General features: G+C 44.0%; 20 protein-coding genes and 2 pseudogenes. 10 read left to right on the top strand and 12 right to left on the bottom strand.

Annotated elements, in window-relative coordinates:
- Positions 1 to 149: 149 nt before the first annotated feature.
- Complete coding sequence (gene aroA, locus P5683_RS02715; protein WP_006623958.1) at positions 150 to 1,502, bottom strand: 3-phosphoshikimate 1-carboxyvinyltransferase; 1,353 nt, start codon at positions 1,500 to 1,502, stop codon at positions 150 to 152.
- 100 nt (positions 1,503 to 1,602) lie between these two features.
- On the opposite strand from aroA, the gene P5683_RS02720 reads away from it, so the two are divergent.
- Positions 1,603 to 2,094: a hypothetical protein gene (locus P5683_RS02720; RefSeq protein ID WP_006623959.1), complete on the top strand. Its 492-nt coding sequence runs from the start codon at positions 1,603 to 1,605 to the stop codon at positions 2,092 to 2,094.
- On the opposite strand, the gene P5683_RS02725 is transcribed toward P5683_RS02720, so the two are convergent.
- Positions 2,091 to 2,570 carry a hypothetical protein gene (locus tag P5683_RS02725; protein ID WP_006623960.1) on the bottom strand — a complete coding sequence of 160 codons (480 nt, stop codon included), beginning with the start codon at positions 2,568 to 2,570 and terminating at the stop codon, positions 2,091 to 2,093. The two genes, P5683_RS02720 and P5683_RS02725, sit on opposite strands and share 4 nt — an antisense overlap.
- 32 nt (positions 2,571 to 2,602) lie before the next feature.
- Here P5683_RS02725 and P5683_RS02730 point away from each other — a divergent pair, with 32 nt between their 5' ends.
- The 4 genes and pseudogenes from P5683_RS02730 (at position 2,603) to P5683_RS02740 (ending at position 5,669) form a co-directional block, all read left to right on the top strand.
- The gene (locus tag P5683_RS02730) at positions 2,603 to 2,797 is read left to right on the top strand and encodes a hypothetical protein (protein ID WP_315639424.1); all 195 of its coding nucleotides are present in this window, start codon (positions 2,603 to 2,605) and stop codon (positions 2,795 to 2,797) included.
- 32 nt (positions 2,798 to 2,829) lie between these two features.
- Positions 2,830 to 3,282, top strand: a pseudogene (locus P5683_RS02735) (hypothetical protein); the annotation flags it as partial.
- 91 nt (positions 3,283 to 3,373) lie between these two features.
- Positions 3,374 to 4,312: pseudogene (locus P5683_RS26375) on the top strand (IS630 family transposase).
- A 202-nt stretch (positions 4,313 to 4,514) separates the two neighbouring features.
- A complete protein-coding gene (locus P5683_RS02740; protein WP_396442551.1) occupies positions 4,515 to 5,669 on the top strand; it encodes a HEAT repeat domain-containing protein in 1,155 nt (384 codons plus the stop codon).
- Positions 5,670 to 5,814: 145 nt separating this feature from the next.
- Here the strand turns inward: P5683_RS02740 and P5683_RS02745 are convergent, their stop codons facing one another.
- Both P5683_RS02745 and P5683_RS02750 read right to left on the bottom strand, forming a co-directional pair.
- Positions 5,815 to 6,180, bottom strand: a complete 366-nt coding sequence (locus P5683_RS02745; RefSeq protein ID WP_111892899.1) for a hypothetical protein — start codon at positions 6,178 to 6,180, stop codon at positions 5,815 to 5,817.
- A gap of 73 nt (positions 6,181 to 6,253) precedes the next feature.
- Complete coding sequence (locus P5683_RS02750) at positions 6,254 to 6,376, bottom strand: hypothetical protein (RefSeq protein WP_315640822.1); 123 nt, start codon at positions 6,374 to 6,376, stop codon at positions 6,254 to 6,256.
- 134 nt (positions 6,377 to 6,510) lie between these two features.
- Between P5683_RS02750 and P5683_RS02755 the strand changes: the two genes are divergently transcribed.
- Complete coding sequence (locus P5683_RS02755; protein ID WP_315640823.1) at positions 6,511 to 7,992, top strand: CIA30 family protein; 1,482 nt, start codon at positions 6,511 to 6,513, stop codon at positions 7,990 to 7,992.
- 104 nt (positions 7,993 to 8,096) lie between these two features.
- Here the strand turns inward: P5683_RS02755 and P5683_RS02760 are convergent, their stop codons facing one another.
- Positions 8,097 to 9,119 (bottom strand): site-specific DNA-methyltransferase, encoded by a 1,023-nt coding sequence (locus P5683_RS02760; RefSeq protein WP_006623970.1) that lies wholly within the window; start codon positions 9,117 to 9,119, stop codon positions 8,097 to 8,099.
- An 83-nt stretch (positions 9,120 to 9,202) separates the two neighbouring features.
- Here P5683_RS02760 and P5683_RS02765 point away from each other — a divergent pair, with 83 nt between their 5' ends.
- Together P5683_RS02765 and P5683_RS02770 are read left to right on the top strand one after the other, a co-directional pair.
- Entirely contained in the window at positions 9,203 to 9,415 is a 213-nt protein-coding gene (locus tag P5683_RS02765) for a helix-turn-helix domain-containing protein (protein WP_006623971.1), read from the top strand.
- Between the two features lie 5 nt (positions 9,416 to 9,420).
- Entirely contained in the window at positions 9,421 to 9,909 is a 489-nt protein-coding gene (locus tag P5683_RS02770; RefSeq protein WP_006623972.1) for a type II restriction endonuclease PvuII, read from the top strand.
- A 305-nt stretch (positions 9,910 to 10,214) separates the two neighbouring features.
- On the opposite strand, the gene P5683_RS02775 is transcribed toward P5683_RS02770, so the two are convergent.
- Positions 10,215 to 10,874: a hypothetical protein gene (locus P5683_RS02775; protein ID WP_006623974.1), complete on the bottom strand. Its 660-nt coding sequence runs from the start codon at positions 10,872 to 10,874 to the stop codon at positions 10,215 to 10,217.
- Between the two features lie 24 nt (positions 10,875 to 10,898).
- Complete coding sequence (locus P5683_RS02780) at positions 10,899 to 11,042, bottom strand: hypothetical protein (RefSeq protein ID WP_006623975.1); 144 nt, start codon at positions 11,040 to 11,042, stop codon at positions 10,899 to 10,901.
- A gap of 291 nt (positions 11,043 to 11,333) precedes the next feature.
- Between P5683_RS02780 and P5683_RS02785 the strand changes: the two genes are divergently transcribed.
- Positions 11,334 to 11,825, top strand: coding sequence for a diguanylate cyclase domain-containing protein (locus tag P5683_RS02785; protein ID WP_315640825.1), 492 nt, complete (start codon positions 11,334 to 11,336; stop codon positions 11,823 to 11,825).
- 95 nt (positions 11,826 to 11,920) lie between these two features.
- On the opposite strand, the gene P5683_RS02790 is transcribed toward P5683_RS02785, so the two are convergent.
- The 5 genes from P5683_RS02790 to P5683_RS02810 all read right to left on the bottom strand — a co-directional run bounded on the left by P5683_RS02790 (position 11,921) and on the right by P5683_RS02810 (position 17,443).
- Complete coding sequence (locus tag P5683_RS02790) at positions 11,921 to 13,036, bottom strand: lipase family protein (protein WP_315640826.1); 1,116 nt, start codon at positions 13,034 to 13,036, stop codon at positions 11,921 to 11,923.
- A gap of 43 nt (positions 13,037 to 13,079) precedes the next feature.
- Positions 13,080 to 14,108: a DUF4105 domain-containing protein gene (locus P5683_RS02795; protein ID WP_231296335.1), complete on the bottom strand. Its 1,029-nt coding sequence runs from the start codon at positions 14,106 to 14,108 to the stop codon at positions 13,080 to 13,082.
- Between the two features lie 392 nt (positions 14,109 to 14,500).
- Positions 14,501 to 15,535, bottom strand: coding sequence for a M42 family metallopeptidase (locus P5683_RS02800; protein WP_006623981.1), 1,035 nt, complete (start codon positions 15,533 to 15,535; stop codon positions 14,501 to 14,503).
- Positions 15,536 to 15,559: 24 nt separating this feature from the next.
- Positions 15,560 to 16,006, bottom strand: coding sequence for a hypothetical protein (locus tag P5683_RS02805; protein ID WP_006623982.1), 447 nt, complete (start codon positions 16,004 to 16,006; stop codon positions 15,560 to 15,562).
- A 111-nt stretch (positions 16,007 to 16,117) separates the two neighbouring features.
- Positions 16,118 to 17,443, bottom strand: coding sequence for a hypothetical protein (locus tag P5683_RS02810; RefSeq protein WP_006623983.1), 1,326 nt, complete (start codon positions 17,441 to 17,443; stop codon positions 16,118 to 16,120).
- Positions 17,444 to 17,570: 127 nt separating this feature from the next.
- Here P5683_RS02810 and P5683_RS02815 point away from each other — a divergent pair, with 127 nt between their 5' ends.
- Complete coding sequence (locus P5683_RS02815) at positions 17,571 to 18,260, top strand: diacylglycerol/polyprenol kinase family protein (RefSeq protein ID WP_006623984.1); 690 nt, start codon at positions 17,571 to 17,573, stop codon at positions 18,258 to 18,260.
- Positions 18,261 to 18,505 lie beyond the last annotated feature (245 nt).

Below are 18,505 nucleotides of genomic sequence, written 5' to 3' on the forward strand. Positions count from 1 at the left end.
CCACCAGTCAAGAAACCTCCCACCAGTCAAGAAACCTCCCACCAGTCAAGAAACCTCCCACCAGTCAAGAAACCCGGTTTCTCCAAGAAACCGGGTTTCTCAGCCAATAATTGACAGTCGAACCCGCCTCCCTCCACAATTATTAATTATTAATTATTAATTATCAATTGCTGTAAACTTCCCACAAAATCCGGGTAGGAAATAGCCGCCGCTTCGGCGCGATGAATAGTGGTAGAACCCGCCGCATTTAAAGCAGCGATCGCCAAACTCATAGCGATACGATGATCCGTGTCACTGTCAACTTCAGCGCCGCGCAAAGGGAAGCCACCAGTAATTTCTAAACCATCAGGTAACTCGGAAATTTTCGCCCCCATTTTAGTCAATTCCGTAGCCATAACCTGAATGCGATCGCTTTCTTTAACCCGCAATTCCGCCGCATCTCGGATGGTAGTAGTACCCTCGGCAAAAGCCGCCGCCACTGCCAAAATCGGAATTTCATCAATTAACCGAGGAATCAAATCCCCCTTAATTTCACAGGCTTTTAATGGCGAGAAACGGACTCGTAAATCTGCCACAGGTTCCCCCGCCACAAGTCGTTCTCCTTGGGATTGAATATCAGCCCCCATCATAGCCATAGCCTCCAAAATCCCCGTCCGGGTGGGATTAACCCCCACATTTTCGATGGTTATATCGGAACCCGGAACAATAGAAGCCGCCACCAACCAGAAAGCAGCGGAACTGATATCACCGGGGACAATCACAGTTTGCCCCTGCAATTTAGCCGGTCCGAACACCGTCACGCTGTTAGTGTCTGGATTGACCGTTAATTGCGCCCCAAACGCCTTTAGCATTCGTTCCGTGTGGTCCCGTGACAAGGCGGGTTCCGTCACGGTTGTAGCCCCTTCTACCATCAATCCAGCCAACAAAATACAGGACTTGACCTGAGCCGAAGCGATGGGGGAATGATAATGAATCGGTTGCAGTTGTTGACCATGAACCGCCAGAGGAGCGAAAGAACCCGATCGCCGTCCCCAAATAGTCGCCCCCATTTGGGTGAGAGGTGCAATCACCCGATCCATTGGTCTTTTGACCAGGGAACTATCCCCTGTGATAGTAAAGAGGCGATCGGGGTGAGAAGCCAAAATCCCCAGCATTAGCCTCATGGTAGTGCCAGAATTGCCAGCATCAAGGATGCGATCGGGTTCCTGTAAATTACCGATACCACAGCCTTTCACCTTAATCTGTTGTGAGTTCAACTCGGAAATTTCTGCCCCCAACCCAGAGAAACATTCAGCGGTGCTGCGAGGGTCTGCACCCAAGAGTAAACCCTCAATGGTGGTAACTCCTTCTGCTAGGGCTCCTAACATTAAAGCACGGTGGGAGATAGATTTATCGCCGGGAATGCGAAGGCGACCCTGGAGGGATAAACCGCAAGAGGGAGGGTCAATTTTGAGTTTCTGTTGTTTTTCTGTATTTTCTAGGGTGACAACTACAGATGGCATTAGGATAGATGTAGGTAAGGATTAATATTAAGATCCTATCGCTTTGGGGGTCCTGAGTTGCTATCAGGACTGAAAATCCTATCAATTAACAAGATATTTTATGCTCACTCATCACCGTAAGCCTGTTCGTCTATCTTGGATTTCTACGGATTTACCGCTGCGATCGCAAATTGAGACGGCGGCTACCCTTTACCAAAAAGACAAACAGCAGTTTCACTTGATCCTACAGGAACCAGATCTGTTAGATTGGCAATTGGAGAGTGATGGCGATCTATCCCCAATTGTACCATTATCTCATCAACCCAGACTGCTATGGTTGGAAGTGTCCCCCGGTCGTGCTGTCATGACTATGCAGGGAAAAAGCAACTTTAGCTATCGTCACCTATGGCAAAAAGGGATGTACGGGCTCAGTCGTTATTATCTTCAGGGTCAGTCGGAGTCTTTACCGAATCAAATTCGCCTGCGAAATTTTACCCGCGACCTAACTTTAGTTGGTTATCCCCTGCCAGAATTTTTGCGACTGGAGTATGAACTTTGGTCGGAAAAATTGCGCCTAGGTAACTATGTTTTACTGCTAGAAATTCACCATTAATTAGTCGATTTCGGCGGACAAGAAACTAGCATTTCCTGGGTTATATTATCATGGCGATCGCCTGCTTGCTGAGTCCTGATTGTGGCTTGGTGCATTTGTTGTTTGGCTTGTTTAAGTTGTTGTCGTCCTTGAAAGCTAACGGGGATAGTTTGTCCGGTTTCCAGCACCTGAGCCGTTTGGGTGAGACCTATGGCTATCTCCCGGAAACTCTGGCTATAACCATTTTGAAAAGTTTGTAATTCCTCGTTGTGAATATCTAGTTTTTCTACTTGGTTAGCGATGCCATCAAGTGCTAGGGCTAACTGTTTGGTAGTCGCTATATCGTAGCGATCGCTTTGGGCTGTAATTAAGGAATTACCCCGGTGTACCACATCAATTAGTTTTTCGCATTGCTGTACTTTTCCCCTCAAACAGCCTCCCAAGAAAGTAGTTAGCAGCAAGCTGATTATTAAAAACTTACCACGAGATAAAATCATTGGCGATCGTACCCTCCCATTGATTGGATTTGTTGATTAGTTTAACTGATACCTGGCTATTATTTCAAAAAACTACCCCCATGGCAAGACATCATAACGAAAATCACCCGGTTTCTGAGTCGGGGGGGGGTCAAGAAACCCGGTTTCTCAAAGAAACCCGGTTTCTCAGTCGGGGGGTGGTGAAGGCAGCAATTGAGGGCTGCTGTCGGAGCCAGACTAGAGTATAATTAATAATTAGAGACCTCGAAAACAGCTATAAATGACCAGATTGATCTACGACCAATTCACCAAACAATATATCCAGGAACTCTTAAAGCAATTAGGTGCAACTGAAACCAGCAAAACCATGGCTTCAGAAAGGCGAGAAATTGACATCTTTTTCACACCCCGCCCGGAAAATATCGCCTCAGCTAGTAACCTAGGCTTATTGGGAAAATTAGCCACCACCCCAGCGGTTTTTGAGCCTTTTAGCAATCCCGTTAAACCCAGAGAAATTCGCAGTTGTCTGGTGAAGCTCCTAGACATGAAGGCGCAATGGGAACGCCAAGCCACTCGGGAAAAAAGACGGCTCGCTCCCGGAGAATCACCCCGGTTGTGGATTCTGACCCCCACCGTATCCCCTGCCATTTTAGCAGATTTTGGCGCTACCGTAGACTTGGAAAACTGGATGAGTGGGGTGTACTTTCTCCCCAAGGGACTGGAAAGCGCTATGACAGCTTGTTCATTAAATATGTGTAACAATGAATACCTATAACAACTTGGTGATCAACTAGGGCTAAACTCAATTCCAACTGGATTCACCCATGAGCCGTTATTCTGTTGCTCTTAGGAAAAAAGTGGTCACCGCCTATCAATTAGGCCAAGGCTCAATTAGGCAACTTGCAGAGCAATTTATGATGAGTCCTGCTACTGTTCATAGTTATATCAAAAAAATATCGAGAAACTCAAGATATAACTCCTCAAAAGCCCGGGCTCAATCGTCCTAGCCAGCTAGAATCTTATCGAGACTTTATTATTCAGATGGTACAAGATTACCCAGATGGGACAGTTCGACAGTATCGAGAACATCTCCTAAATGAGCTGGATGTTTATGTCAGCGTCGGAGGAATGTGTGAATTCCTCAAAAAAGAAGAACTAACTCTTAAAAAAAACTTACCGGTCAGAAAAGGTAGCAACGGAAGAAGGTCAACAACAGCGATTTGATTACCGAGAGCGGGTGAGAGATGTACCTCAAAAATGATATTCATTGATGAGACAGCTTTCTGTGTAGGGATGAGTCCCTCTATGGCTAGGAGTAAAAAAGGCAAAAAAGCATGATGTTTAAGACCCTTTTATTAAGGCAGAAAAATTACCTGAATTGGAGCCATAAGTATCGAAAGAGTGGTAGCTAAAAAAGTCATAGAAGGCTCTATGAAAGGTAAAGATTTTCAGGATTTTATTGAACAGGACTTGGTTCCGAGACTGAATCCAGGGGATGTCGTAGTTATGGATAACCTTAATATCCATAAAATGGAGGGCATTGAAGAAATGATCACTGCTACGGGAGCCAGAGTAGAATATTTACCACCCTACTCACCAGATTTCAATCCTATTGAAATGTTGTGGTCAACGGTTAAGTCAGTGGTCAGAATGTTTCCAACACGAGCAATGGAAGCACTAGAACAGTTAATTAAACTGGCTCTAATGCTGATAGAAATACGTTTAAGAACTGGTTTACTAAATGCGGTTACTGTACTAATTAAATATCGAACAAGCTGTAAGACTTCGTGGGCTGATTTGGTGTTGCGGTTGGGTTGGTTAAATCGGGTGGGCAGAGATGGACGCGGCGATAGTAGTATTTTTGCCTTTTATCATGCGACGTTTCAGGAGTATTTTGCAGCCTTGACGGTGGAGGATTGGGATTATTTTATGCCTCGGAATCATGTTAATTTTCCGGTGGCGGGGATGCGGTATCGGATTTTTGAGCAGCAGTGGAAGCAGGTGATTTTGTGTTGGTTGGGGCGTAAGGATATTAAGGCCCAGAAGAAGGAGGAGTTTATTCGGGCGTTGGTTGAATTTAAGGGTGGGGTCAGAGATTTTTATGGAGATCAAGCCTATTTGCTGGCTGCTGCTGGGATTAATCAATTTAAGGCTTGTTCTCTGGCTACCGAGATGGTGCGGCAGGTGGTGAAGTGGGGGTTTGGTTATTTCAATACTGAAAAACAGGAATGGCGAACCTTTTTAGACCCCATCAAAGAAGCGGCGAGAGAGGTGATACCACAAACCATTAGACCCTTGGCGATCGCTGTATTGCTTGAAATTATCCGCACTACTGAGAATGAAAATAGCCGTAGGTGGGCGGCAGATAGTTTAGGGAAAATCGACCCAGGAAATCCCAAGGCGATCGCTGGATTGCTTGAAATTATCCGCACTACTGAGGATAAATTTACCCGTATTCAGGCGGCAGATAGTTTAGGGAAAATCCTCACCACACCTGAACAATATGCAGGAGTCGTCTCCGCCTTAAAAGACTGCCTCAGCGATGAAACCTACAGAGACAACTTTAAACGATTCGCTAAATGCTACGAAGTCATCTGGGACTGTGCCGAAAACCTCCCCTATCCCGAATTTTATCAAGCATGGCACAATCTCGCCGCCACCCCGACCCCCTTTATTCAACAGTGTAACCTCGCCCTTGTCCCCCAAATCCTCAACCAAGCCATCCAAACCCACCCCGTCAACTGCCAAGCCATTTGCATCGATGGCAGCCGCTTCAGCGACCCTAGTAACCCCGCCTTGCAAATCTACACCACCTTGAAAAAAGCCGGATGTCCCCCCAGTCCCGACGGTAAACCCCGTACCATTGCCGAATTACAAGCCTACTGCGAGGATGACCTCAGCGACCATCCAATTGCCCTCATCCTCTACGAAGAACCCACCGACCCACCCCCCCAAGGCTTTGATATCGCGGTACTCAATAAACTCGCCCGCTTTAGCCATCCCCCCATGGCGGTGATTGTCCCCCAACGCCTCCCCGAGTGCCGATTACCGCAATTCCTAGAAAGCGACCCCGATTTGATTGCCCATCTCCTCCAGTGGTTGCAAAACTTGGCACGATGAACCGGTGAAATTAGCATTCAATCCCTGAGCATCGGACATGGCTCTGCTATAACCCGGTTGCGGGAAACTGGGCTATAATTGTTGTTGTTGGTGACACCAAAAGGCGATGGCAGCCACCCCTAAGCTACTACCATATTGATGAGGCTTAGGTGTTCGGTTGTAGGGTATTTTTGCCCAGGGAAATCACTAATTGAATTAGGCGAGATATATGGGTGGGTTTAGCGATCGCCCAAATATTAATGCTCACACAAACCGCGGCCAAAAATAACAGAATAAATGTGGGAGCCATCACCACACCGATCGCAAACCAAGTCCAAACATGAGCCACTAGAACCCCAGCATATAAACTCGCAAATCCCACCATCAATAACATTTGCTGCTGAGAACGTCCCACCGCTGTAAAAATCATCGTTTGCAGAGTAGCGATTAAATTCATGGGGACTAAGAAGGCGCAAATCATCCCACAATTAGCGCGGGAAAATTCGGCGACACTATTTACATCTAAAATCATGGTAATTTATAATGGTAGAACTTCCTAAAGTGTAGCTGAGTTTTCCCAGGAAATACTGAATCTTTGCCAAAATTTAATCATCTTTTTTCCGCAGGGCTGTTGTCCAAAAATTGGTGAACATCATCAGCATCGCACCTAAAAAAATTAGGCCAGCTAATCCCGCTGCGATCGCAGTTTCCCAATCAATGTTTTCCATAGAATGAATATCATGCTATCCGTCTAACCCACACCTTAGCACAAATACCCACCGCCAGAGAACGGGTAATCACCGACCCCCTAGATTCTGTAACATATCTTAATATAGTAAACAGCAACACCTGAAGGACAGATATGGCTACAGAAAATAAAAAAGCACCTTGGGACATCAATCGGTTTGTAAAAACCCTCAACTATTTTGGCGTAATTCCGTTTCTAGGTAGTTGTCGGTGGCTACAGAAGCTATTTGGGGGGGAAGCCAAGCCACCGAGTCCCCCCTCTGAAGTCGTCCTAGTGGTCGGTGCGACGGGGGGAGTAGGTAAGCGGGTGGTTAAACGCCTCCAGCAACAGGGTATCAAAGTAAGGGCCTTGGTTCGAGACCGGAAACGGGGACTAGAAATGCTGGGAAATAAGGTTGATATCATGGAGGCTGATTTAACCATCCCCGAAACCCTTACCCCCCAAGTCATGCAGGACGTGACGGCAATTATTTGTTGTTCAGGAACCCGAGTCCAACCCGTAGAAGGGGATACCCCCACCCGCGAAAAATACTATCAAGGGGTTAAATTTTATATGCCGGAGGTGGTTGATATTCCCGAATTGGTGGAATATAAAGGCATTCAAAATCTGATTAATGCTACCCCTAATACCTTGCGAAATTCTGGTCAAAAAATTCTGTTTGATTTTACCAAGCCAGACGCTGAACTAAAGGCGACTTGGGGGGCTTTAGATGATGTGGTGATGGGGGGAGTTAGTGAAAGTTCCCTGCGACTAATTGGGGATGCTGCTTTATTTACGGGCAATGTTTCGACGGCTAATTCTGGGGGGTTTGTCTCTGTCAGAACTCGGAATTTTGAACCGCCTTTAGATTTATCGGAGTTTGCGGGAATTGAACTGCGGGTGAAAGGAGATGGCAAGCGTTATAAGTTTATTGCCCGCAGTGATGAAAAGTGGGATAGTATTGGTTATTGCTATTCCTTTGATACGGTTTATAATATTCCCATGACTATCAGGATTCCTTTTGAACAATTGATTCCTGTGTTTCGTGCCAAAACCCTTAAAGATAATCCCGGGTTTAACTCAAAATCGGTCTATGCGTTTCAATTGATGCTGAGTAAGTTTGAATATGATGGGGAGTTAAACCCTAAGTTTGAAGCGGGTATGTTTCAACTGCAAATTGAATCGATTAAAGCCTACGGAAATGCGGCTAAACCTCGCCTGGTGATGGTGAGTTCTGCGGGTGTCACTCGTCCGGGAAAACCAGGATTAAATTTAGACGAAGAACCTCCGGCGGTGCGAATGAATGACCAATTGGGAGGTATTTTAACCTGGAAATTGCGAGGGGAAAATGTAGTGCGATCGAGTAATATTCCCTATACGATTATTCGCCCCTGTGCTATGACGGAAGAACCTGGCGGCGAGGCTTTGATGTTCGACCAAGGAGATACTATTAAGGGGAAAGTCAGTCGAGAGGATATTGCGGAACTCTGTATTAAGGCATTAAATCAACCATCTGCTACTAATGTTACTGTGGAGGTGAAGGCTTTGGCTAATGGCGATCGCTCTCCCCACTCGGCACCGGAGTCGGGGTTATTTGCGACTCTCCAACCTGATTAAATATTACCTTACTTAAAGTAGTGAAAGCGGGCGATAATGCCCGCTATTTTATGAGTTAATCGGGTCAATCCTATATATACTGATATATGATGGGTAAACTGATATTAAAAAAGCTGTAATTGCCGGGAATGAGGAAGAAGGGGGACTGATTCACCTAACATAACTTTTTGATGCAGTAAACTTAAATCCTGCTGATTAATCTTGTCTTCCATAAAGCGTAACGAAGAAGTCGCCACATATTCTAAATCTGTCTCAAAAGCCAACCAATGGCGGCATTCCTGTTCAGCCACAAATCCCGTGGTATTAGAACCAGAAAATATATCAACGACTATATCTCCGGGGTCTGTTAAAAGTTGAATAAAAAACTTAGGCAGTTGACTGGGAAAACGTGCAGGATGAGCTTTTAATCCCAAGGCTTTACATCCCCTGAGATATTGGCTATTGGAATCTGTATTAGGAATTTGCAAGAGATTACAAGGAATTGCACCGCCGTTATTTTTAGCAAAGGATTTGCTAATATCATGTCCAGATGGGCGCTTTTTGGCATTATAAAACTTGTCAGGATCAGCCAGCAGTTTTTGCATTCTGGGGCTATAATCAGTCAATACTTTAGTTACATCGGATTTGGGAAATTCCGACTTACTAAACCACCAAACTGTATTGATTGAATCTTTGACCCTAATCTTGCGTTTGTTAACCCATTCTATAGGACTTGGTAACTTGGAAGGATTAAACCAATAAAAATCTTCAGCCAGGAAAAAACCAATGCGATCGCAAAAATAAATAGGAACCCTAAAATTATACAAACTTCTAACAGGTTTTCCCTTTTCATAAGCACCACCTAAATCTAAAACAAAGCTGCCATCATCTTTCAACTTTTGATAGACAACTCTGGCAAATTGGGCTAACCATTCAATATATTCGCTCTGGGTTTTATTTCCATATTCTTTTTGTCTTTGTAGTGCAAAAGGTGGACTGGTTAAGACTAGGTTAATGCTCTGATCAGGAAGCTGATTTAACAATTGCAAAGAATCCCCACAGAATGCAGCCCCCAGACCAGTATAATAACTGGGTTTGCTATTGATTTTTGTGAGATCTAGTGGAAATTTAATCTGTTCTGTGGTCATGATTTATTAATTATGCTACTTATAGTCTGTAGATGTATGGTCATCACTACCTATATTATATAGGATATGTCAGCTATCAGAATATGCCATCTAGTGCTAGAAATATTTTTGCTAAAAGATTAAAGCAAATTCGTAAAATGCGAGGACTTTCCCAGGAAAACCTAGCTGATATAGCAGGTTTACATAGAACCTATGTAGGCTCTGTGGAACGTGGGGAACGTAATGTGTCAATTGACAATATGGAACGTCTAGCTAAGGCGCTTGATGTTGAAATTACTGAACTTCTGAGGGAATAGTAACTATGAAATCTCATCCAGACAAAGCTATTCTTGACGAGTTATTTCCATATATTCAGCAGTATCAAGCACTAGCTACTAAACACGGAATTAATGATATTTTTCAAGATAATGGAGGTAAACTTTTACAGGTAATTTTGGTAACTGGATTACAAATAATACCTGGAAGGGAGGGGAATGATGCTAAAGATGCTGATGGTAATGAATTTGAACTCAAGTCAGTTAATATCGCTCTAACTAAGAGTTTTTCTACTCATCACCACATTAACCCGCGCATAATTGATAAATATAGACAAGTAGACTGGATCTTTGCAGTATACCGGGGAATCAACTTGTTGTATATTTATAAACTTACATCCTCAGACTTAGAATATTTTTATAGGAAGTGGGAAGAACAGTGGTACAGTAAAGGTGGAAAAGATATTAACAATCCCAAAATCCCATTAAAGTACGTTATTGAACATGGACAGCTATTATACTCTATTGACAGTTAGGGGCTATTTTTGATAAGATTAACCCAGCAATGTATGGACTGATAAAACCTCAGAAAATTGTCAGCGATCGCTCTCCCCACTCGGCACCGGAATCGGGGTTATTTGCGACTCTCCAACCTGATTAAATATTACCTTACTTAAAGTAGTGAAAGCGGGCGATAATGCCCGCTAATTTATTATTTATGGAAACTGGGAAAATTAACCTGATATTAAAGAGTTATTCCCGGTTATGGTCTGCCCTAAAATTAGCCCTATTCCACCAAAAACCGGGTTTTAAAATTGTCACAATTCCAGCAAATTGGCAATTAGCGAACATCCACAGAAACTAATGTATCTAGGGGTAATTCCCCACCAATAGCCAGTATCCGATAAACTCCATTTTCTGGTAGCCGGGTAGAAATGTTTTGGGTTCCTGTCTCTAAAATCTTGCCATGAGGACCGGCGATCGCTAATTCGACTCCAAACCCTGTCACTTTCATCATTTGACCCTGGCGACAACGAATAGTTAGGGGTTGAATACTGCGCGCCGATAATGTGAACCCCACAGACCCGTTATATTCCCCTGAACGAATTACAATAGGGCGATCTGGTAAAGAACGATACTTAGATAATTTTTGGTTTATAGTATCGTTAGAATTATCTTTATCTTCTAGTTCGGGTTCTGGTTTGGGTTCTGGTGATGGTCGTTCAATTTGAACCTCAATAGCACAATTGGTAGACTCAATGCGTGGATAAATCATCACCCGATATATTCCAGTTTCCGGCATATTTCCCTGCCAACGACCCGAAGATACAAAGGCTAATTCGCGACCGGAAGGGCTATAAAGTTCAGCTTGCAAAGTTCCCGCCCAAACAATTAGTGTGACTTTTTCTGCTTTGTTAGCAGTGAAAATATAGAGGGTTGGTTGTCCGATATTTTCGCGAATTGTGCCGGATTCTGGCAAAGACAAAATTGGATATTGCATGGTAATTTACCTAATTAAATGTGGTTAAATTTCAGATATACTTTCGAGATGATTGACCTGTTTACATAGACGATCTAATAATTCTGCTAAAAATTGTTGTTCAGATGGGACTATAATTTTAGGCTGCTGTTTACAGGTGCGATCGCTTCGTTGATTGTGTGTTAACATAGATATAACCCCTGTTGCTAAGGTGATTAGTCAGATACTGATGTCTGTGCTTGTCTATGTTTTTACTGTAGGATTAAAACTCTCAAATGTGGCGATCGTAGGTGATACTATCACGACTTACACATCACTACCAGTGTCTTTGTGTTCTATAACCCCCGTTTAGGTAGAGGTCTGGGGGTGGAGTTGACCCCAGGTTATGGACAGTTGCGTAAATGTCATGCGATCGCGATAGTCAAGGCTAATCAATACATGATATAAATGATATATGCCTCGAGTCAGGAGTGGATAACCTTGCCACTAGATGAGACAAATTCTTACTCTCAAATTCCTACACAGCCAGAGTTACAGGACTCTGAATATCTGAACAGCAGAGATTGTTTTTGTTGTGTCAGTGAACCTAGAGCAGTCAAAAATCGCATTCACCAGTGTTTAGGCATTGCTAAACGTCACAGCCTACCCGTATCCTTGGCACTAATGGGGATGGAGGGTTTAGATCTGTGCCTCCAACAACAGGGATATCAGAAAACTGATCAGGTGTTAATGGAACTGACCCAAGAAATTCAGGATCACCTACGCGAATGCGACTGGGTAGCCTACTGGGGTAATAATCAATTTGTGATGGTGATTTTCTCGGACCCACCAGGTGTAAAAATTGCGCTCAAACGTATTTGGCAAGCCTTTAAAAGTCGCGAAATTCACTTAGATGATGCGGTAATTACCTGTTATCCCAGAATAGGTTTTACTAAAGTGCATCATAATGAACACATGAATGCCTGTTTATAACGCATGGAATCTGCCTTACATAAGGCACAAACGACAAACAAAGCCCTGGCTTTTTTAGCTTAAATTAGCTCCCAAAAAGTTATGATTAGTGGCATTTACCACAAGCTACCACCACCGCCTTGATGATGCCGATAAATCTGATAATAATACCGATAACTATAAACATGAATCGCTATTCTTTCCTGTAGGATTTGTCGTAGCAGGTTAAGGCGTTTGGTATCAAAATCTGGGGATGGAGAAATCTGCTGTTGTTGTTGGAGAATAGCAAACTGTTGGTTAAGTTGATTAAGGCGATCGCTTCCTGTAGCTTTAATTAATCTTCCAAAGGGAACATAACCTAAAGCCCGATAGATAGGTTTCATGGGAGAATCATCATCATAAAGTAGCATATCCCCCGGAGTTTCAATGCGGATAATATTAGGGATCAAATCGGGATATTGACTAATAAAATTAGCTTGTGCTACAGGTCCAGATCCAAAAACTATAACTTTTAAATTTTCAGGATTAACCCCCGCATCAACTAACATCGCCGCATAGAGAATACTCGACCCACCTAAACTGTGTCCGGTGACGACAATTTCCACATCAGTTTTCGGGTTATTTTGAAGGTCTAGAATATCCTTGATCATCTCTTGGGAAATTTGATGATTAAACACAGAACCGGAATAATCACGGAACCCTTGATGAATTAACGCACCAGCACCAGGATAAAGATGTTCGGGTAAAGCAGAGACAGCGACAGCGATATCGTTGGGGTCTTCTAAGCTAGGATAAAGACCTTTAAACCCAATTACAAATGATACTTTTTCCATACCACCAGGGAGCAATTCTCCCCGGCTTAAAAAAACAGCATAGCCACCCAGATGCTGGTCTTTTTCTACCAGAAAGAAATCCGATAATCTTAATCGGGTATTGACTACTTTGATAGCATCAGGTTCAGTTTCATATAGTGCGGCTATATTGGCGATCGCCTGCTGTCTAGCGGCTTGATTTCCAGTGTTCTCCGCCTGAAATAACTCGTAGATTAACTGGGTGGTGAAGTGAGAGGCTTTCCCAATCATTTCGCATTCTCTATTTCCCGACCTACATAGGGACTCAAACTCGGGAGAACTGATCAGGGGTACATTGGCTGAAGATGGTTGACGAATTCCGGTGGCTATAACTAAAGTTGCCACCATTGTTGAATACAGAAATAGCCGTTTTTTCACCATGATAATTTACCCTAAAAAACTGGGTAGTTAATGACTGCTAATACTACCAAATCATCCCGCCACCACCAGTGTTTTTTAACTCATCATTCAAATCAGCGATCGCCATTCCTTTAATCCCTCGACGTTGCAAAGCGTTGGGGGAAATGGTGGGGATATGTTCCTGCAAAAATTGTAACTGAGTGGCATCTAAACTATCAGCCAAAAACTGATTAATCGCCTGTTGATTTAATATACCATTGGCGAATAACATAGATATCTGTTCTCCCGTAGGTGCATTAATAAAAATTTCCTCTTCTGAATGAGGAGCCCTATGATAGCCAATGGTTTGGTCAATGATTCTAAAGACTTCGGTAGTACAATTTATATTCAGGGTATTATACATTTGAGTTAACCCAGCTTGGTGGCTTTTGGTTATAGCATTTAAAAGTAACTGATTTTTTTGTGCTGGGGTTAAATTTAATTGAATTTGTTGAACTTGATTACCGTCTTGAATAATCATCCGTTGAACTCTGGACTCCAAAGAAACCAAACGATAGGCGATCGCAAAATTATCAAAGAAACCCGCCACCAAATCAAAGTTACCCCCCACCACGGCGACAGCTTCCACTGAAAAAATCAGGTCTTTTAGCTGCACGGGGGACTGGGGAGAACCGGGAATTTGAGGAATTAACAGGACCTCGGAACCGGGAGAAAAACGAAATCTTAGTTGGGTATGGGCGGCGGGAATAGGAGATGGGAAATTTTCCAGTTGATAGATAACTTCGGCTACGGAGTTGGGGAGAATTTTAGCGACCCAAAACTGATTTTGGTGACTGACATTAGCTACAGCGATCGCCTCGGGTTCGATACCATATTCAGCCGCCTCAGCAGCAGATAAACGTCGTAGCGATCGCTGGTGACAGGAATTGATACACTGACCCTGATAAATTCCCCGTGGCATTTTAGCTTGAGGGTCAAAGCGATCGTTCAGATCACACCGACAATTAGCATCAGGGAGAGTAGGTCTAGTCTCCACAGCTCTACTAGACAACCCAGGAGTCAACAGGAAAATTGCCGAAGTGAGAGTAAGCAACTTGATCCTGAAAATCTGCCTATTTTTCAAGTATGCAGCCCTCCTAACGCATCGGACACCATTAGAGCTATTATAGCAAAAATCTGGCAACCATCACCTAATAAATTACCCCATCAGGTGAATTGATTAGCAGTGTAACTCGATATCATAATAAATACAGAGTTTAATATGAACTTTTATGCTTAACAAATCTTCACAATCCGCTGATCAAGTAGCCATTTTATTTTTGATAGGCTATCTGATTGTGTCGCTGGCTATAACTTTGGGGTTTCATATCACTGCACATTACACTGAATCTGTCACCAATTCCATGATTGAATCTGATTCTAGTTTAACCCCATAAATGGCTGTAAATGGCTGTAAATCCCATAAAGACCTGTAAATCCAGGAAATTATAACCCTTGACAATAACTCAACAAAATGCTAGTGCAATGAGAAATTGCCCCTAAATGAGCAATCTCAAATCCATGAGTATTTTGGGTAGGAAAACTCAAACAAGCCGCCCTAGAAATATGCCCAAACTTCATAGCAATAGAAGCATCACTACCAAACCCCCGAATAATTGCCGATTGAATCGATACATTTACTCGCTGAGATGCTTTCCGTAATTCAGCATTTAACCCCTCATCATAAATGCCATAACCATCTTGAGATAATAGCACGGGTTTCTCACCAGATTCTATGGGATATTCTGGCGCTAGGGGACAAATTTCTAAAGCAATTAAGGCATCCAGACGGGTGCGATTAGTAAAATATAAAGCGCCGATCGCCCCCACTTCTTCCTTAGCAGAGGCTACCAAATAGACGGTTACCGGAGGATTTTTAATCTGTTTAGCCAACTCTAATAAAATCGCCAAAGAGGCTTTATTGTCGAGGGTATAACTAGCGATATAGTCCCCCATGCGGAAAGGTTTTTTGCGATGTTTTCCTACTACTACACGAGTACCAGGATGCACCCCGGCTGCTTGTAAATCCTGTGGCGATCGCAGAGTTTCTACCCAAGCATCCTCCCAGGTTAACGCCTTCTCAGTCTGAAAAGACTTTTGGGGGGACTCATGGGAAATATGGCGGGAACCAAAGCTAAGAATGCCTGAAATTGTCTGATTATCTCCCCGTAGGTCTACGACTCCCTCACCATAAACCCAAGGAAAAGATCCCCCTAATTTCCGAATCCTGACCCGTCCGTTAGGTTCAATATTATTAACAATAGCGCCTATCTCATCTTTATGTCCGGTAATAGCGATCGCCACATCAGGATTTTGACCAGGTATTTCAGCGATGACATTTTCCGCCTGGTCTTTCCACACCTTCACCCCCAAATCCGAAAAGCGATCGAGCAGGAAGCCATCTATTTCGGACTCGTCGCCACTAGGAGAGTGACACATCACTAACTGTTCAATAGTGGCAAATAGTTGGTCAAATTCCAATTAATCCCCCCTATATGTTATGGATTATTTACTGTCTTTCTTGGGTTTAAAAATCGGCCCCCAAATTCCCAAAAAAATCAACACAATTAAAACTATAAATGCTCGTTCCGAATTCACATCGACCATTGATTGCATATCCATTAGAGGAGGCGGTTCGATAATGGGTGGGTTTAGATCGGGATTTCTATAAAAATCCTGGTAGTTGATCACAGGTCGCAGAGTATAAGGATACTCATGAGCAGGTCGATGGCGGCGAGGTCGATGGTATTGTACCGGGTGAGGATCATGGTGTGGGTGGGGGTCATGGTATCTAGTTGGCTGATCATGTCTAGGTTGTGGATGGGGTCTATGGGGCGGAAATGTATTGCACTCATCAATATAATGATGATGATGAGCAGAAGCCGACCCAACGGACAGAATACTCCCGACCATCGCCAAACCAGTTATGGTCAACAATTGCCACTTTTTCATGATCTACTCCTCACCACCGGATGACAATTTGACTATTTATCAATAGCAAATGGCGATCAGTATATCACACATAGCAACCCTGGAAGCAGCTACAGCACCGGACCCGATCACTCAAAATTCCACGGCTTCCTCAACCTTCTTATTTGGGAAAGTCGGTAATTGAATAGCAGACCAAGACTCCAACTTCCGGCGATGCTGGGGATAGATTAAAGGTGCCGGCCAATTATCCCCGTTTGGTCCAGACCCCACCCCGGCTAGTTGAGGGTTAGCCACTGATTCCTCTACTGGCTCTGGTGCGGCATATTCCAAGCGGATACGCTGTAGTTCCTCATCTACCAATCGAGGTTTCGGCCACTCTTCCAGCACGGGTTCACCCGGCGGAACAATTGACTCAATAGATATCTCTGTAGAGGGTGGGGGTGCGATCGCCTCGGAATCGGAAACATCGGACTTTGGTGATTCTCCCTGAGATCCTAAACCCTCCTTAGTTGATAGTAAGGGCGGCATAACTGGGGTAGGGTTATCATCACCTTGGGTAGGTGTTGTTAATTCGTCTGACTCCTCTACCGATGACCCTTGTTGTGCGAATTGAGCAGACCAAGGTTGAACAGGTGAAGCCTTAGATAAATTCATGGTCTGGGAATCAATCACAAAGGATGGCGATGATACCTCATCATCAGTACAATTGACCTCTGGCGAGGGTGAATCAACGATTAACTCAGGATTTGGGCTTACAGCAGATTGGCGAATTTCCTTCATCATATCCAAAGCCGCCTTAAACTCAAGAGTGTAGCGTTGTTGGCGTTGTAAACGCGATCGCAACTCACGGCAGGTATTTTGAACCCTGACTAATTCGTGGGACTGTTCATTGTAACCTTGACGGGTCATTGCACATTCTCTTTCCATCTGAGCCATGCGAGTTTGACTCGTATCCCACTGTTCAGTCAGGTTCTCTACCAAAACCTGCTGTTGTCGAATCACCCGGTTAGCAACATCTAGCTTTTTGAACAGACGATTCACCTGTGCGCGGGTAAAATCTAGTTCCTGCAATTGTTGATCAGAATTACTTTTGTGTTCCCTTAACTGTTGATGACAATCTTCCAGTTGTTCGGACAGTTCAGCAATGCGATCGATTAAATCCCGGTTACAAGCGTGAAGTGCTTTAATCAGAGGAGTTTCCGCACTACCCTCAAGCTCATTAATCCCGCCAGTAGCTATCTGGGGCGCTGTTCCTTCCGCCCTAACAGAGGCATTTTCTGGGGATTCTGTAACCAGAGGAATTTGATCAATAGCGATCGCATCAGGAAAATTCACCGTTTCCCAATCATCATCCCCTGTGTGGGAAATGTGGGTCAGCGGCTGCGCCACACCAGCTTCATACTCTGGGATGGCTGCTTCATCGGGGGATTGATTCAGGGGGAGATCGGCTTCAGACATGGACATATCCCAGACAGTTAGATAATCTCAGTATTAGTTTATCTTGACAATTGACAAACTTGGAGCTTGAAACATAACCCAATATATTCTGAATTTGGTTTCCTATTTTATACACTACTGTGAATTTATGCTTTCTGATTTAACTGCAAATCCCAACATTTGGCTTCATATCTCTCTGGTGGGTCTATGGTTAGCCTTAGTCCTGATTATTGCTGAAGGACTCAACCGCCTATTTTCGGTAGATCCAGAAATATCCCGAAAGGTGGTGCATATTGGGACCGGAAACGTGATTTTATTAGCTTGGTGGCTGGATATCCCCGCTTCCATCGGTATAGCAGCCGGGGTATTATCAGCAGCGATCGCCTTAATTTCCCTAAAAGTCCCCATTCTCCCCAGTGTTAATAGTGTCGGTCGCCAAAGTTTAGGGACATTTTTTTACGCCATCAGCATTGGTATTCTGATCGCCTGTTTTTGGCCGCGCCAACAACCCCACTACGCCGCCCTAGGTATTTTAGTCATGACCTGGGGAGATGGTCTCGCCGCCACCATAGGTCAGAAATTCGGTTACCATAAATATCAGATCTGGGGAAGCCAAAAAAGTTGGGAAGGTTCCCTCACCATGACTTTAACCAGTTTTATAATATCCACCCTAATTTTACTGCCAGTCTATGGTAACACCTGGCAAATTTGGAGTATCTCCCTAGCCGTCGCCCTCGGTGCTACCCTGTTGGAAATGGTATCTAAATTAGGTATTGATAATTTAACCGTTCCCCTCGGTAGCGCGGCGATCGCCTTCTTTCTCCATCAACTTTCTTAATCCTACCCCACACCAAAAGCCCCCAACCAAACCATAGCCAACCCTAGGGCTAGTATAGACACCGCCGGACTAGGCATTGCATCTCGCATCCCTTGGCTTAGGTGAAAATACTAGCACTAACTGCTATAGGTTCTGGTTGGAGGACAATCCAATGCTCGAACTTTAAACCAACCCGCTAAGACCGTCTTGATCACGTAAACCTCTTGGGAGCGTGGAAGCCCCGTGTCTTTAGACCGGGGAGGAAT

Source organism: Limnospira sp. PMC 1279.21, assembly GCF_032349615.1.
In the GTDB taxonomy this organism is placed as follows: Bacteria; Cyanobacteriota; Cyanobacteriia; order Cyanobacteriales; family Microcoleaceae; genus Limnospira; species Limnospira fusiformis.

What these genes read in the sequence shown, in the direction of transcription:
- aroA (WP_006623958.1), bottom strand. Translation starts at nt 1,502, where the DNA reads ATGCCATCTGTAGTTGTCACCCTAGAAAATACAGAAAAACAACAGAAA.
- P5683_RS02720 (WP_006623959.1), top strand. Translation starts at nt 1,603, where the DNA reads ATGCTCACTCATCACCGTAAGCCTGTTCGTCTATCTTGGATTTCTACG.
- P5683_RS02725 (WP_006623960.1), bottom strand. Translation starts at nt 2,570, where the DNA reads ATGATTTTATCTCGTGGTAAGTTTTTAATAATCAGCTTGCTGCTAACT.
- P5683_RS02740 (WP_396442551.1), top strand. Translation starts at nt 4,515, where the DNA reads ATGCGGTATCGGATTTTTGAGCAGCAGTGGAAGCAGGTGATTTTGTGT.
- P5683_RS02745 (WP_111892899.1), bottom strand. Translation starts at nt 6,180, where the DNA reads ATGATTTTAGATGTAAATAGTGTCGCCGAATTTTCCCGCGCTAATTGT.
- P5683_RS02750 (WP_315640822.1), bottom strand. Translation starts at nt 6,376, where the DNA reads ATGGAAAACATTGATTGGGAAACTGCGATCGCAGCGGGATTAGCTGGC.
- P5683_RS02755 (WP_315640823.1), top strand. Translation starts at nt 6,511, where the DNA reads ATGGCTACAGAAAATAAAAAAGCACCTTGGGACATCAATCGGTTTGTA.
- P5683_RS02760 (WP_006623970.1), bottom strand. Translation starts at nt 9,119, where the DNA reads ATGACCACAGAACAGATTAAATTTCCACTAGATCTCACAAAAATCAAT.
- P5683_RS02765 (WP_006623971.1), top strand. Translation starts at nt 9,203, where the DNA reads ATGCCATCTAGTGCTAGAAATATTTTTGCTAAAAGATTAAAGCAAATT.
- P5683_RS02770 (WP_006623972.1), top strand. Translation starts at nt 9,421, where the DNA reads ATGAAATCTCATCCAGACAAAGCTATTCTTGACGAGTTATTTCCATAT.
- P5683_RS02775 (WP_006623974.1), bottom strand. Translation starts at nt 10,874, where the DNA reads ATGCAATATCCAATTTTGTCTTTGCCAGAATCCGGCACAATTCGCGAA.
- P5683_RS02780 (WP_006623975.1), bottom strand. Translation starts at nt 11,042, where the DNA reads ATGTTAACACACAATCAACGAAGCGATCGCACCTGTAAACAGCAGCCT.
- P5683_RS02790 (WP_315640826.1), bottom strand. Translation starts at nt 13,036, where the DNA reads ATGGTGAAAAAACGGCTATTTCTGTATTCAACAATGGTGGCAACTTTA.
- P5683_RS02805 (WP_006623982.1), bottom strand. Translation starts at nt 16,006, where the DNA reads ATGAAAAAGTGGCAATTGTTGACCATAACTGGTTTGGCGATGGTCGGG.
- P5683_RS02810 (WP_006623983.1), bottom strand. Translation starts at nt 17,443, where the DNA reads ATGTCTGAAGCCGATCTCCCCCTGAATCAATCCCCCGATGAAGCAGCC.
- P5683_RS02815 (WP_006623984.1), top strand. Translation starts at nt 17,571, where the DNA reads ATGCTTTCTGATTTAACTGCAAATCCCAACATTTGGCTTCATATCTCT.